Source organism: Candidatus Pelagibacter sp. PS_10_02, from assembly GCF_059418005.1.
Map to the genome: position 1 here is coordinate 97,225 of NZ_CM182076.1, position 14,808 is coordinate 112,032.

16 protein-coding genes are annotated in these 14,808 nt (G+C 28.8%); 9 read left to right on the forward strand and 7 right to left on the reverse strand.

Annotation, left to right across the window (positions count from 1 at the left end):
- Positions 1-8: 8 nt before the first annotated feature.
- Genes AC5SL1_RS00525 through AC5SL1_RS00540 form a run of 4 tightly spaced genes read right to left on the reverse strand, consistent with a single transcriptional unit; the run spans position 9 to position 2,943 of the window.
- Positions 9-785 carry an ATP-binding cassette domain-containing protein gene (locus AC5SL1_RS00525; protein WP_494599775.1) on the reverse strand — a complete coding sequence of 259 codons (777 nt, stop codon included), beginning with the start codon at positions 783-785 and terminating at the stop codon, positions 9-11.
- Positions 786-787: 2 nt separating this feature from the next.
- Positions 788-1,363: an LPS export ABC transporter periplasmic protein LptC gene (lptC, locus tag AC5SL1_RS00530; protein ID WP_494599777.1), complete on the reverse strand. Its 576-nt coding sequence runs from the start codon at positions 1,361-1,363 to the stop codon at positions 788-790.
- Positions 1,364-2,344 carry a KpsF/GutQ family sugar-phosphate isomerase gene (locus tag AC5SL1_RS00535; protein WP_494599779.1) on the reverse strand — a complete coding sequence of 327 codons (981 nt, stop codon included), beginning with the start codon at positions 2,342-2,344 and terminating at the stop codon, positions 1,364-1,366.
- On the reverse strand, positions 2,332-2,943 hold the full coding sequence (locus tag AC5SL1_RS00540) for a ribonuclease D (protein ID WP_494580042.1): 612 nt from the start codon (positions 2,941-2,943) through the stop codon (positions 2,332-2,334). The genes AC5SL1_RS00535 and AC5SL1_RS00540 overlap by 13 nt, the downstream gene beginning before the upstream one ends.
- A 16-nt stretch (positions 2,944-2,959) precedes the next feature.
- Between AC5SL1_RS00540 and AC5SL1_RS00545 the strand changes: the two genes are divergently transcribed.
- Complete coding sequence (locus tag AC5SL1_RS00545) at positions 2,960-3,928, forward strand: complex I NDUFA9 subunit family protein (RefSeq protein WP_494599781.1); 969 nt, start codon at positions 2,960-2,962, stop codon at positions 3,926-3,928.
- Positions 3,929-4,087: 159 nt separating this feature from the next.
- On the opposite strand, the gene AC5SL1_RS00550 is transcribed toward AC5SL1_RS00545, so the two are convergent.
- Positions 4,088-4,588 carry a GcrA family cell cycle regulator gene (locus AC5SL1_RS00550; protein WP_494599783.1) on the reverse strand — a complete coding sequence of 167 codons (501 nt, stop codon included), beginning with the start codon at positions 4,586-4,588 and terminating at the stop codon, positions 4,088-4,090.
- Positions 4,589-4,712: 124 nt separating this feature from the next.
- On the opposite strand from AC5SL1_RS00550, the gene AC5SL1_RS00555 reads away from it, so the two are divergent.
- From AC5SL1_RS00555 to argF, 3 genes are read left to right on the forward strand one after another with little or no spacing between them, the layout of a single operon-like run.
- Positions 4,713-5,525: an ABC transporter permease gene (locus AC5SL1_RS00555; protein WP_494599785.1), complete on the forward strand. Its 813-nt coding sequence runs from the start codon at positions 4,713-4,715 to the stop codon at positions 5,523-5,525.
- A gap of 3 nt (positions 5,526-5,528) precedes the next feature.
- Entirely contained in the window at positions 5,529-6,695 is a 1,167-nt protein-coding gene (locus AC5SL1_RS00560) for an aspartate aminotransferase family protein (RefSeq protein ID WP_494599787.1), read from the forward strand.
- A gap of 2 nt (positions 6,696-6,697) precedes the next feature.
- Complete coding sequence (gene argF, locus AC5SL1_RS00565) at positions 6,698-7,627, forward strand: ornithine carbamoyltransferase (RefSeq protein WP_494599789.1); 930 nt, start codon at positions 6,698-6,700, stop codon at positions 7,625-7,627.
- Here the strand turns inward: argF and AC5SL1_RS00570 are convergent.
- Positions 7,619-8,158, reverse strand: coding sequence for a c-type cytochrome (locus AC5SL1_RS00570; protein WP_494599791.1), 540 nt, complete (start codon positions 8,156-8,158; stop codon positions 7,619-7,621). The two genes, argF and AC5SL1_RS00570, sit on opposite strands and share 9 nt — an antisense overlap.
- Positions 8,159-8,262: 104 nt before the next feature.
- On the opposite strand from AC5SL1_RS00570, the gene kdsB reads away from it, so the two are divergent.
- The 5 genes from kdsB (at position 8,263) to recR (ending at position 12,580) form a co-directional block, all read left to right on the forward strand.
- On the forward strand, positions 8,263-9,003 hold the full coding sequence (gene kdsB / locus AC5SL1_RS00575) for a 3-deoxy-manno-octulosonate cytidylyltransferase (RefSeq protein ID WP_494599793.1): 741 nt from the start codon (positions 8,263-8,265) through the stop codon (positions 9,001-9,003).
- 4 nt (positions 9,004-9,007) lie between these two features.
- Complete coding sequence (locus AC5SL1_RS00580) at positions 9,008-9,838, forward strand: prephenate dehydratase domain-containing protein (RefSeq protein ID WP_494599795.1); 831 nt, start codon at positions 9,008-9,010, stop codon at positions 9,836-9,838.
- Between the two features lie 142 nt (positions 9,839-9,980).
- Positions 9,981-11,669: a DNA polymerase III subunit gamma/tau gene (dnaX, locus tag AC5SL1_RS00585; RefSeq protein WP_494599797.1), complete on the forward strand. Its 1,689-nt coding sequence runs from the start codon at positions 9,981-9,983 to the stop codon at positions 11,667-11,669.
- Positions 11,662-11,979, forward strand: a complete 318-nt coding sequence (locus tag AC5SL1_RS00590; RefSeq protein ID WP_494599799.1) for a YbaB/EbfC family nucleoid-associated protein — start codon at positions 11,662-11,664, stop codon at positions 11,977-11,979. Before dnaX ends, AC5SL1_RS00590 begins: the two co-directional genes overlap by 8 nt.
- Positions 11,980-11,983: 4 nt before the next feature.
- The gene (gene recR / locus AC5SL1_RS00595; RefSeq protein ID WP_494580058.1) at positions 11,984-12,580 is read left to right on the forward strand and encodes a recombination mediator RecR; all 597 of its coding nucleotides are present in this window, start codon (positions 11,984-11,986) and stop codon (positions 12,578-12,580) included.
- Position 12,581: 1 nt separating this feature from the next.
- Here recR and AC5SL1_RS00600 read toward each other — a convergent pair whose 3' ends face one another.
- Complete coding sequence (locus tag AC5SL1_RS00600; RefSeq protein WP_494599801.1) at positions 12,582-14,768, reverse strand: malate synthase G; 2,187 nt, start codon at positions 14,766-14,768, stop codon at positions 12,582-12,584.
- Positions 14,769-14,808: the final 40 nt, after the last annotated feature.

The window sequence follows — 14,808 nt, forward strand, 5'->3', positions numbered from 1 at the left end:
ATAATTTATTAATTAATTTTGAATGAATTTCCAAAATATGCTGTTTTTGCCTTTGTATCATTAATAAGCATTGATGGTGTACCTTTAGCTACAATCTTACAATTAGACATAACTATTGCAACATCAACACACGAAAGAAGATCTCTTGCTTGATGATCACATATGCAGATGCAAATATTTTTTTCAGATTGAAGACTAACAATTAGTTCTTGAAGCATCTTAATTGTCATCACGTCAAGAGCTGCAAAGCATTCATCTAAAAGTAGAACCTTGGGGTCACCCATCAATGCCATAGCAATGACTAACTTTTTTTTTTGACCTCCAGATAAAAATTTTGCCTGTATATTTAGTACGGAATCTAACTCAAATCTAGAAATTAAATAATCTATTTTTGAATTTCGGTGATTTTTATTATCTATGAGCACTTCACTTACTGCCTTTAAATTGTCTAATAAAGTAAGGTCATGAAAATACCCACCGTATTGAGGAACATAGCCAATTTTAAATTTTTTTGTTCTTTCTGATATGGGATAATCTAAAACATTTTCTCCATTGACTATTATAGAACCAAAATCGGGCTTTAGTAGACCAATTATTAAATTGAATAAAGTAGATTTACCAACTCCATTTGGTCCAAGCATACCTAAAATTTCACCACTATTTATACTAAAACTAATATTATCTAAAATTTGTCTTTTACCAAAGGATAAAGAAATTTTTTCTAATTTAATTAAAGGTTTATTTTCTTTAAAAGATTTTATTCTAAATTTTTTAATTATTGCCATCTTTATTTTTTAATAATTTTTACTTTTTTAGTATTTTTCTCAAATATTTTAGAGTTTTTTGTTATTAAATCAATTTCTATCTTATCAGCAAAAAGCTCATAATCTAAACTTTTATAATTCACATTTTCATATAACCATGCAAATTTTTTTTGAAAAGACAAGTCCATATTATTTGAAAAAATTTTATGATCTAAATATTTTAATTTCACTTCTTTATTAAAATTTGTTTCATAGTTTGAGGTATTGTATCTTGCTGATAATGAATTTATATGAATTGTATCTTTATTAAATATTTCAATTTTTGCTGAAACATTTGTCATTATAATAATTTCTGAATTAGTAATATCCACTTCTCCATACTCAGAAAAAATATAATATTTATTTCCATTAATGTCAGTAGTTTGATAAGTCATATCTCTTATTAGGCTATTCTCTTTTTGTAGACTTTCAGAGTCTGGGTTATTATTTTGTAAGTTTGTTGAGACGTTATTTGATGAAAAGTATTTATAATAAAATAGAAACATAATAGTAAAAAAAATTATAATGAATATAATTTGAATTATTATTTTATGTTTCATTTATTCAATATTCGCTTGAAGAATATTATGAATGTGAATTATTCCAATTGTTTTCTTATTATTTTTTTTATTAACGCACAAGCTTGTTATTTTCTTTTCATTCATAATTCTCAAAGCTTTTGCTGCCAATGTATCTATATTAATTGTTATAGGATTTTTAGTCATAACCTTTTTGACATTTAATTTATGAATATTTGAATTATTTTGACCTATTCTTCTAATATTTCCATCAGTTATTATCCCAATTGTGTTACCTTTTGAATTTTTTACAACTAATAAGCCAAGTTTCTTTTCTGTTATTATTTTTAGAGCATTAGCCATATTTTGATTTTCATTTATGAAGGGTATCTTATCCTTTGTCAGCATTAAATCCCCAACAGTTTTGAGTTGAGTGCCCAAGCTTCCAGCAGGATGAAATCTTGAAAAATCAAATTTACTAAATTTTTTTTTATTTAAAGTTGCTATTGATATTGAGTCTCCTAGTGCTAACTGTGCAATAGTACTTGAGGTTGGAACTATAGATAGGCCTGCTTCATTAACCTCAGGTATTAGCAGCTTTATATCTGAAGCCTTATATAAGATAGAATTTTTCTTTGAAACTATTCCAATTAATTTTATTTTATTTCTATTTGCATAATGAATTATTGGTTTTAGCTCTTCTGTTTTTCCAGAATTACTTATTAGGATAAGAACATCTTTTTTGGATATACTGCCTAAATCACCATGCAAGCAATCATTAGCAGATACACAAAATGAAGGTGTTCCTACAGATGAGAGAGTAGCTGATATTTTAGCTGCTATTAAACCACTTTTTCCAACTCCACACAAAATTACTTTTGATTGGCAATTTGTAATAGCCTCAATGGCTTCATTAAAAGAACTATTTATTGAAGTCTTCAACTTTTTTAGAGCTTTTATTTCTAAGTCTATTACTTCTTTTGCAATTTTTTTATAATTTTTTTTTTTATCTAGTGAGCCCATATATCATCTTTGAATAAAGCTAAATCAAGATCAACTCTTGTTTTTAAAAATTTTAAGCAATCATTGTATAAATCAATTCGTTTTTCTCTAACTAGAATTTTATTTAACTCCCCATGTATTTTGTGCAAATAAATAACATCATTAGCACAATATTTAAGTTGAGCAGGTGATAATTCACCACCAAAATCTGAACTTTGAAATTGTTTGCTAACATCAATATTCATAAATTCTTTAATTAAAGTTTTAAGAGAGTGACTATCTGAATAAGATCTAGCTAGTTTTGATGCAATTTTTGTATCTAGAATATTTTTAGTTTCTGTTTTTAGATAATGTTTAATATGCGCTATATCAGCTCTTCCATAATGGAATATTTTTGTAATCTTTTCATTTGATAGCACTTTATTTAAATTAGGTGCAATATAGTTTTTTCGGTCTAGCTGAATTATATGTGCATCTGAATTACCAGTTGATATTTGTATTAGACACAAGGGATCACGCTTTACGTTAAGCCCCATAAACTCTCCATCAACAGCAATAATATTGCCTAAATCTAAATCTTCTGGTAGATCCCCTTTGTGAAGTTTAATATCAATATTCATTTTTAAATATATATATATGAAAGCAAAAAATTGTCTAATCTTTGGCGGCAGCGGTCAAATAGGTAGACATTTAATCAGAAAGCTAACTAAAAATAATTATAAAGTAACTATTGTTACTAGAAACCTTCATCAAAAAGGCTACATAATTAAAACCCAAGCCAATGCTGGATACATTGACATTGTTGAAGCTAATATTTTTGATGAAAACAAAATAAGAAAATTATTTTCTAAAGCTGACATTTGTATAAATTTAATAGGCATTTTATATGAAAGTGGAAAAGGCAATTCATTTAAAAATATTCATTCTATTTTTCCATCTATTTTAGCTAAGCTTTGTAAGGAATATAAAATTAATCAATTTATTCATTTATCAGCATTGGGCATTAATAAAGCGACAGACGCAGAATATGCAAAAAGTAAATTAGAGGGTGAGCTCAATATTCAAAAAAATTTTTCTCTGACTACAATATTAAGACCTTCAGTCGTTTATTCAGTTGACGATAACTTTACAACAAGTTTTATGACTTTATTAAGCAGACTTCCATTTTTCCCACTTTATTACAATGGCGACACTAAATTTACTCCAATACATTGTTCTGATTTAACAGATATAATTTATTATATTATTTCAAAAAATATTCATTCAAAGATAGTGGAATGTGTTGGGCCTGAAACTTTTACTTTAAAAGAAATTCTCAATAAACTATTAGTACTAATTAATAAAAAAAGGCTCTTAATACCCATGCCTTTATTTGCGGCCAAAATATCAGCAAAATTTTTTCAATTATTCCCAAAACCATTATTGACAATAGATCAATTGACTCTTTTAAAATATGACAATATTCCTTCAAGTAAATATCAAACTAATTTTGATTTAGGAGTGCCAAGTTCAAAAATATTTGACCAAGAAGTTGAAAAGTATTGTTATATGTGGAGAGAAGGCGGTCAATTTTCTACAAAAAAATATAGATCCAGTAATTCTTAATAGAAATTAAAACACTAAAACGTTATAATTTATTGATCGTGATCAAAAAAATTTATTTATTAATATTTTTAATTTTTTCATTCTTAATCTATTTAATTGTTAAATCTCTTATTAGAGGTTTAGAGGGTAAAAAAAAATAAAAAAAAATTTTAAAATACGCTAAGCTGTATTTATTTTCTTTTCGATATATTGAGGAGCCTCTTCATCTTTGTCACTCACAGGCTCTTCTTTTTTCCCTTTTGGCTGATAGGCATAAAGTAAGTGAAGTTTACAGTATGAAAAATCTTTTAAAGAAGATCTGCCACAGAAATAAAAACTCTCTTCTTCTGGGTGCCCAATAGGCCACTTACATGAACTTTCATCTAGTTCTTCTAATTTTTTTGGATTTTCAGGCTCAAAGTCTTTTTCAATTATTAATGATTTAAATTTACTTTTTCTTCCTCTTTTTTGCTTTGAGTTATTTTCTTCTGAGTTATTATCATAATTTTGAACTGAAGAAGCATTACGAGTTTTGATTTTCGACGATAGGTTAAGTCTGTGTGCTTTACCAATAACCGCATTTCTGCTGATACCTCCAATTATTTCAGCAATTTGACTTGCTGTACTTCCTTTGCCCCAAAGCTCTTTTAATTTATCGACTTTTTCTTCTGTCCAACTCATAATCTATATTTAGTATGTTAATTAATTCTAATAACTATATACAGATCTCACGAGAATTAAAAAAAAACAATAAATATTTTTGTTTTGTACACAAATTTTTTTTAAAACCTATAAATGATTACTTATGGTTGAATTGAATAAAAAATATCAAATTGATGTAAAGAAATTTGGTCTTGTTAATTGGATTGGTTTTAGAAGTTTGTGGCTTAAAGAATGCAATAGGTTCATGGCAGTTTGGCAACAAACATTACTATCTCCACTTGTATCCAGTCTTTTATTTTTATCAGTATTATCTTTGGCACTAGGAAATAATAGGGGAGATGTTCTTGGGTACTCATTCATTAGTTTTCTAGCCCCCGGATTAATTGCTATGAGCATTTTAACTCAATCATTTAGTCATTCAGTTTCATCATTAATGATAGGAAAAATTCAAGGAAATATCGTGGATATGCTTTACGCACCCTTGTCTGCATTTGAGGTCACAATGGCAATAATACTTGCAGCTCTGACTAGAAGTTTCTTGATTGCAATCATTTCAATCGGAGTTTTTTCTCTGATAGTTGAAATACCTATTAATAATTTTTTATATATTTTTATATTTGGTTTTTTAAGTGCATTTATTTTAGGAAGTTTGGGCTTTATAACAGGACTATGGGCTGAAAAATTTGATCATACAGCTACAGTAACTAACTTTGTTATTACCCCTTTAAGTTTTTTATCAGGAGTTTTTTATTCAATTGATAAGCTTCCACAATTTTTTCAAACCATAAGTCATCTTAATCCTTTTTTTTATATGATTGATGGTTTTAGGTATGGTTTTTTAGGAAGGTCTGATGGATCAATAAGTATAGGTTTAATATATTTGTTAATACTAAGCATTTTAATGTGGTATGTAGCTTTTTTTCTTTACAAAAAAGGTTATAAAATTAAATCTTAATAAATGAGCGCTTTAGCAAAAAACTATAACAGAAGACCTATTTCATTTAAATATGGAAAAGGTAGTTTTTTATATTCAACTAATGGAAAAAAATACTTAGATTTTGTTCAAGGCATTGCAGTTAATTCTTTAGGACATGCTAATCCATATTTAATAAAGGCAATAAATAACCAATCAAAAAAATTATGGCATATATCAAACGCATTTATAATTCCTGAGGGAGAAAGATTAGCTGAAAGATTAACAAAAAAAACTTTTGCTGATTTTGTTATTTTTCAAAACAGTGGAGCTGAAGCAACAGAAGCAGCAATCAAGGCCGCCAGAAGGTATTTTTACTCAATAGGGCAACCTTCAAAAAACAGAATTCTTTGTATTAAAAATTCATTTCATGGCAGAACATTAGCAGCAATTTATGCTAGTGGATCAAAAAAAATGACTGAAGGGTTTGGACCTAAAGTTGAAGGATTTGATCATTTTGAATTTGGAAATCACAAAAATTTAATGAACTCTATTACAAAAAAAACAGCAGCTATAATGGTTGAAACTGTTATGGGTGAAGGAGGTATCAAAGCAATACCAGATTGGTGCCTAAAAGAGTTGAGAAAAATTTGTAATAAGAAAAAAATTTTATTAATTTTAGACGAGGTTCAGTGTGGCATAGGAAGATCTGGAAATTTTTTTGCTTTTGAAGACTCAAAAATTAAACCAGATATAGTACCAATAGCCAAAGGCATAGGAGGGGGATTCCCGCTCGGTGCACTTTTGATGAATAAAAAAGTTGCATCAGGTATGACAGCGGGCACTCATGGATCTACTTTTGGAGGAAATCCACTGGCAATGTCTGTTGGGAATGCGGTATTAGATCAAATATTTAAAAAAGGATTCCTTAATAATGTTAAAAAATTATCAAAATATTTTAATAAAGAGTTAAATGAAATTAAAAAAAAGTTCCCTAATATCATTAAAGAGGTAAGAGGAGTTGGTTTACTTATTGGATTACAATTGTATGGGGATCAGACAAAATTTATTCAAAAGTTAATGGATAATAAGCTTTTAACAATCCGGGCTGGGGAAAATGTAGTGAGAATATTACCACCACTCAATGTTAAGAAACAAGAAATAGATTTAGCTATAAATATTATTAAAAAAGTTTGTTCAACTTATAAATAATAATGAAACATTTTATTACTCTTAAAGACATTCCAGCAGCAGATCTAAGAAAAATTATTACTGATGCCAAAAAAAGAAAATTAAAAAGAAAAAAATTTAACACTTTAGATGTGGATAAAGACCAACCTCTAAAGGGTAAATTACTCATTCAAATGTTTGAAAAAGCAAGTTTAAGAACAAGATTAAGTTTTTATCTAGCAATAAAACAATTAGGTGGAGGAACCATAACTCTTAGAGCAAATGAGTTGCATCTTGGAAAAGGTGGTGAAAGTTTAGCAGATACTGCAAAAATTTTATCAACCTATGGAGATGGTTTTATGTTGAGAACTGATAGTGATAAAAAAATTGAAGAATTTAGTAAATATTTAACAATGCCCGTTATTAATGGTTTGAGTCCTTCATCTCATCCAACTCAAGTTCTTTCAGACATTTTTACAGTCGAAGAGATAAAGAAAAAATCAATCTCAAAATTAAATATTTGTTGGGTTGGAGATTCAAACAATGTTTTAAATAGTTTAATAGCAGCATCAGCTAAGTTTTCATTTAAACTAAACATTGCTTGTCCGAAAAATTATGAACCTAAAAAATTTGTAATTGATTGGGCAAAAAATAACAAAGGTAAAATTTTCATTTTTAATGACGCTAAAAAAGCTGTTAAAAATGCAGATGTGATTTTTTCAGATAAGGTTATCTCACTAAATGACAATGTAAATAAAATGAATAAGATTAGAGCTTTTAATAATTTTAAGATTAATTCTAAATTAATTAGTTTTGCAAAAAAAGATGCAACTTTTTTACATTGTCTTCCTAGAGGTAAAGAAGTTACCGATGAAGTTTTTTTAGGGAAAAATTCAGAGGTTTGGTTACAAGCACTCAATAGAGTTCATGTTCAAAAAAGTATTCTTTTGTATTGTTTTGAAAAATTAAGGTAAAGGTATTGGGTTATCACTATTTTGATTTAGGTATTTGATAACAGAAGCTCTATCTGTTTCTTTTCTTAAACCAGCATAGGACATTTTTGTTCCCTTAAGGTAAGAGGCTGGTTTTGTTAAAAAACCATTTAGTTCTTCAAATGACCATTGTTTTCCATACGTCGCTAACGCTTTAGAATATTTATAATCTGATACATGACCAACTTTACTTCCAACTACACCATAAAGTGCAGGTCCAATTTTGTTAGCTCCACCTTTTTCAATAGAATGACAAGCTGCACATTTTTTGAATATTTTTTCTCCAGCTGCCACGTCTCCTAGTGCCATGATAGCAACTATATCAATCTTTTCTTCCACTTCAGAAACTTGTGTTACTAAAGAAGTAGACTGGTTTTCAATCTCGACTTGATACCCTGGATTTTTTGGTTGTTTTACATGAAAAACACCATCGGCAAGTTTACCTAAGCCAATGACCAAAAGAGCAACCAATAGAATTGAAGCAATTATTTTATTTAACTCAAACGAATCCATATATATTTAATTAATTTTGCAGATATAACATGATAATAAAAAAAAAACTCAAATTTTAATTTTTAATTTTGCGTCTAACAGACGCACAAGTTACAGGTTTTATAATGGTTAAAACATTAATTTTAATTCCTTCAAGAATGTCAGCATCCAGATTACCTGGAAAGCCTCTTTTAAAAATTAATAATTTATCAATTATTTCTCATGTTTTTAAAAGAGCTGTGGAGGCCAATATTGGTGATGTGGTAGTTGCAACAGAAGATCAGGAAATATTAGAGGATGTAACTAAAAATGGTGGAAAGGCAATTTTAACTGGTAGTCATCATAAAACTGGTACAGATAGAATTTTTGAAGCTTATAAAAAACTTAATCTAAAAAATATTGATTACATATTGAATCTTCAGGGGGATGAACCTGATATTGATAAAAATGATATCATAAATTTAAATAATTTTATGATTAACAATAATTCAGCAATTGGAACATTGGCTGCAAAATTAAAAGACGATGCTATGCTCGAAAATGAAAATGTTGTTAAAGTTTTTACAGAAAAAGAGATAGTAAATAATAATTTTCCATTAGCAATAAACTTTAGTAGAAAAAGTATGCCTTCAAGTAATTTAAATGTTTATCATCATATTGGAATATATTCATATAAGACAAATATATTAGAAAAATTTATAGATTTAGATCAAACTATAAATGAAAAAAAAAATAGATTAGAACAATTAAGAGCGCTTGATAATAATATAAAAATTAATGTAGCTTTAGCAAAATATTCTCCTATAGGAGTCGATTCAGAAGAGGATTATCTGGCTATAAAAAAAATTATGGAATATAAATCATAATAGAATGAGAAAAATATATTTTCAGGGAACTTTTGGAGCTTACTCACATTTGGCAGCTTTAGAAGTAGATCCAAATTCAAAAATTATTCCATGTAAAACATTTGATGAATGTTTTTTAAAAGCCTCATCAGAGACAAATTCTAGAATAGTAATACCAGAGTCAAATCGCATTACAGGAAATATTGGAATAGAGTACTTAATTTTTAAATACAGACTAAATATTTACGCCGAATATTTTCAAAAGATTGAACATAATTTATTAGGACAGCCTGATAGTAAGCTAAGTGATATTAAAGATGTGTTTTCTCATGCTCAGGCGTTATCTCAATGTTCAAAATTTATAAAAAAGAATAACTTTGTTGAGCATGTTCGAGCTGACACAGCGGGATCTGCTGAAAATATTTCAAAGAATAAAATTAAAAGCGAAGCAGCAATAGCATCATCATTGAGTGCAGAAATTTATAATTTAAAAATACTTGCTCCCAATATTGAAAATGATAGTGGAAATGCAACTCGGTTCTTAATTATGGGAAAGGAAGTTTCACAGCCTAATTTTGAAAATAAAAAATACATAACCTCTTTTTTATTTAAACTTAAAAGCAAACCTGCTGCCCTCTATCAGTCGTTGGGAGGTTTTGCTATTAATGGTGTTAATCTTACAAAGCTTCAAAGTTATCCAGAGCAGAATTCATTCGAATCTTATTTTTTTCTATGTGATTTAGATGGCCACATAGAAGATACAAAAGTTCAAAAATCTTTGGAGGAATTGGGACTTCATTGTCAAGACTTTCACGTGCTAGGTGTTTTTGAGGCTGATAAATTTAGAGAAAAATAACCTAGAAACTTTTCTTGTAGATTAGAAAACATTACTGCTATAATAGTTTTGGAGGCTAGAGGTGAATGCTGCTTGAACCCGACCAGATCTTAACGGAAGCAGTCGTAGAGACAGTTTTTCAGGTTCTAGTCTCCTTAAAAAAATGAATAAAAATACAAAAGTTTTAGCTTTAAAATATAGACCCCAGATATTTGATGACCTTATAGGTCAAGATGTGGTGGCAGAAACTATATCAAATTCAATTAAGGCTAATAAAGTTCCAAATGCTTACCTTTTCACAGGAATTAGAGGAATTGGAAAAACTACCACAGCAAGAATAGTTGCAAAGTCTTTAAATTGTTCAAATGGCACTGATAACCTATGCAAAGAAAATTTTTGCGAAAATTGTACTGCAATTTCAAATTCAAATCATATTGATGTTTTAGAAATGGATGCAGCAAGTAAGACAGGAGTTGATGATGTAAGGGACCTTATTGAATTCTCAAGGTATGGTCCAACTACAGCTAAATATAAAATATTCATAATAGATGAAGTTCACATGCTCAGCAAACAAGCATTTAATGCTTTGTTAAAAACATTAGAGGAGCCGCCAGAATATTTAAAATTTATTTTTGCAACAACTGAAATAAAAAAAATTCCAATTACAGTAGTATCACGATGTCAAAGATTTGACTTATCTAGAATTAAATCATTTGAATTATTTAATTTTATTAAAGAAATTAAAAATAAAGAAAATGGCAATGCATCAGATGATGCACTTAAATTGATTGTTAAAATTTCTGAAGGGTCAGTTAGAGATGCCTTATCATTACTTGATAGAGCATTACTGACATTAGATGAAAATAGAGAATTAGATTTAAGTGCTGCTCAAAAAATATTTGGTTATTTCGATAAATCACAACTAATTACTTTGTTTGAACTTATATTTGAGGGCAAAGAAAAAGAAGTTTTAAACACTTACAGGGAAATATACAATCAGGGAGTTGAGCCTAAAATATTTATAAATGATTTCCTAGAATTACTTTATTATTTTAAAAATATTAATTCATTAGATATTGATGGAACAAATTTTTCTTTAAATGACGAAGAATTTAAAAAGATTCAAGAAATCTCAGGAAAAGTTAATAATGAAACTTTAATATTATTTTGGCAATTTACAATTAAGACTTTGGAAGAGCTAGATATTGTTTCTAATCAACATTTATCTATGGAAATGTTTTTAATTAGACTGACACATTTAAAAGAAATGAATAAGCAAGTATTATACATTGATGACGAAGAATCATCTCAAAAAACTGAAAAAGTTAATTATGCCTCTTCTTTACAAACAAAAGATGATGATGATTTGTTTGGGATAAAAGACAAAGCAGAAACAATAGGTCAAATGAAAAATATTGTTCAAGAAAAAGATATAAAAATAAAAGATGAGGGGAAAGAAACTAAACTACAGACAAAACTTTTAAATTCATTTGATGATCTATTGGAATTATGTTCATCTAAAAAAGAAATTAAATTAAAATATGAATTAGAAAAGAATGTTAACCTTGTAAGTTTTGAAAACAAAAGAATAGAAATTTCTTTTAATGAAGATCTTGATAAAGATTTTATCAAAGACTTGTCTTTAAAACTTTATGAGTGGACAAACGAAAGGTGGATAATAACATTAAGTAAAACAAAGGGTCAGCCATCTAAAAAAGAAGAGGAAGTAAATTTAAAAAAAGAGTTAATTGACTCTGTAAAAAAATCTTCAATTTATAGGGATATTTTACAAAAATTTTCTGATGCTGAGCTAATTGATATTAAGCAAAGAGATAACAAAAAAAATGACTGATTTTACAAAAATTTTAAATAAAGCTAAGGAATTAGAAGCCAAAATGAAAGAGAGCCAGGAAAAAATTAAAAATATTCAAGCCGAGGGAATTTCAGGTTCCAACTCTGTAAAAGTTATACTAAATGGTGAAAACGAAATGATTAAAATAAATTTATCTGATGAAGTTATGAAAGAGGATAAAGTTATAATAGAAGACTTAATCGTAGCGGCTCACAATAATGCAAAATCAGAACTAAAGTCTAAAACATCTGAGGAACTTTCAAAATCCACAAGTGGATTTGACATCCCTGGTTTTAAATGGCCACTTTAATTCAATGCAAAATATTAGTGAAATAGATGAATTAATTAAATTAATTGCTAAGCTTCCAGGCTTAGGTCCTAAATCTGCAAAAAGAATTGTGCTAAAACTTATTAACAATAGAGATGAGTTGGTTAAACCAATGGCCAACACATTGGCCCAGGTTTATAAAAATGTAATTAGATGTCAATCTTGTGGAACATTAAAATCAAACTCAGACGGCTGTAATAATTGTGAAAATACAAAAGAGAAATATAATAAAATATGTGTTGTTGAAGACATAGCTGACCAATGGTCAATAGAAAATTCAAATATTTTTAAAGGATATTTCCACATTCTTGGTGGAACAATTTCATCTGCTGGTCAAAGAAAAGAAGACCTTTTAATTAATTCATTGGTGGAGAGAGTTATTAGAGAAAATATAGAGGAAGTTATATTAGCTACAAGTGCAACTGTCGAGGGTCAAACAACAGCTTATTATATTCAAGATAGTCTTAAGCAAACAAAAACAAAAATAACAAAACTAGCACAAGGTCTGCCAGTTGGGGGTGAGATAGAAAGTCTGGATGATGGAACTTTATATTCTGCCTTTAAAAATAGATCAGGAATTTAAACTAATTCTGACTAGACTTTTTTAACAATCTGTTTAGATGTAGTAAAGGCTCTGTATATCCAGAAGGCTGTTCTTTTCCATTAAAAATTAAATCACAAGCAGTTTTAAACGCAACCGATTGATCAAAATTATCAGACATCATTTCATAGCTACCTCTTCCAGATCGAGTATAGGCGCCATCATTCTTATTTTGATCATCTACAATCTTTGCCATGTTTTTCATAATTTTTATTACTTGTTCCTTAGAACAAACACCATGATGAACCCAATTAGCAATGTGTTGAGATGAAATTCTTAAAGTAGCTCGATCTTCCATTAATCCAATATTATTAATATCAGGTACCTTTGAACAACCAACGCCATGATCAATCCATCTCACAACATATCCCAATAGAGTTTGTGCAGAGTTTGCAATTTCAGAATTTATTTCATCAACAGACCAGTTTGGTCTATCGGCTACTGGAATCGTTAAAAGATCATCTAACTTTGCAGCCTGTCTTTTCTGCAATTCTTTTTGTTGATCAAAAATATTTATTTCGTGATAATGAAGAGCATGAAGAGCTGCTGCTGTAGGAGAAGGTACCCAGGCACAATTAGCTCCGGCTTTAAGATGACCAGTTTTTTGCTCCATCATATCTTTCATCTTGTCTGGCATGGCCCACATACCTTTACCAATTTGTGCTACACCTGAAAAACCACATGCAAGTCCTACATCCACATTGTTATTTTCGTATGCATTAATCCATTTCGAAGACTTCATATCTCCTTTTTTTATCATTGGACCTGCTTCCATTGATGTATGCATTTCATCGCCAGTTCTATCTAAAAAACCTGTATTGATAAAAAATACTCTATTTTTCAGAGTTCTGATGCACTCTTTAAGATTGGACGATGTTCTTCTTTCCTCATCCATTATTCCAATTTTACATGTGTATTTTTCCAATCCTAAAACTTCTTCAACTTTAGTAAAAATTAAATCTGTAAATGCAGTTTCATCAGGACCATGCATTTTTGGTTTAACAATATAAATGGAACCTTTTCTAGAATTACTTTTTTTTTCGATATCGTGAAGGCAAGCTGCTGAAGTTATAAAGGCATCCATAATACCTTCTGGTATTTCAGAACCATCTTTTAAAGTGATTGCTGAGTTAGTCATAAGGTGTCCAACATTTCTTATCAATAACAAACTCCTTCCATGTAGTTTTAATCCTTTTCCATCTTTAGAAATATAACTTCTGTCAGGATTTAATTTACGTTCATATGTCTTTCCATTTTTTTCGAAAGTTGATTTTAAATCACCCTTCATAAGTCCAAGCCAATTACGATAACAAATAACCTTGTCATCAGCATCAACCGCAGCAACGCTATCTTCATTATCACAAATAGTTGAAACTGCAGCTTCAACAATAATATCGCTAATTTTAGCAGGATCTTGTTTAGAACTAAAAGCATTTGGATCTATAATTATTTCTATATGAAGATTATTATTTTTTAATATTATTGCTGAAGGATTATTGGCCTCTCCTCTATGACCAATAAATTTATCTTTAAATTTTAAAGATGTTTCAGCATTATCTTTTAATATTGTTAAAGAACCATTATCAATTTTAAACCCTGTAATATTATGCCATTCAAAATCTTCTAAAGGAAAATATTTTTTTAAAAAGTCTCTTCCATATTTTATAACCATTTCCCCTCTTAAAGGATCATATCTTTGATGGGCACTATCTTCAGATTGTTCAATTATGTCTGTGCCATACAAACTATCATATAAACTCATCCATCTAGCGTTAGCAGCATTCAATGCATATCTTTCATTCATGATTGGAACCACTAATTGTGGTCCGGCAATGCTAGTTATTTCTTCATCAACGTTATTTGTTTGAATTTTAAAATCCGGACCTACTTCTTTTAGATAATCAATTTCCTTTAAAAATTTTTTATATTCCTCTAAATTTATTTCATTGCCTTTATTAGCAATATGCCAATTGTCTATTTTTTTTTGTAAATCCTCTCTTATTTTTAATAGTTCTTTATTTTTTGGGGCTAGCTCATGAACTGCTTTGTCGAAGCCTTCCCAGAATTTTTCAGAAGAAATATTTGTATCTTTAAGCAATTCTTCATCAATGAAGTTAAGTAATTGATTAGAAACAGATAGATTGTGTATTTTTGTATATTGTTCTTTCATAGCACCCTTAATAATTACCCCATCTGTATTTTTGCCTGAG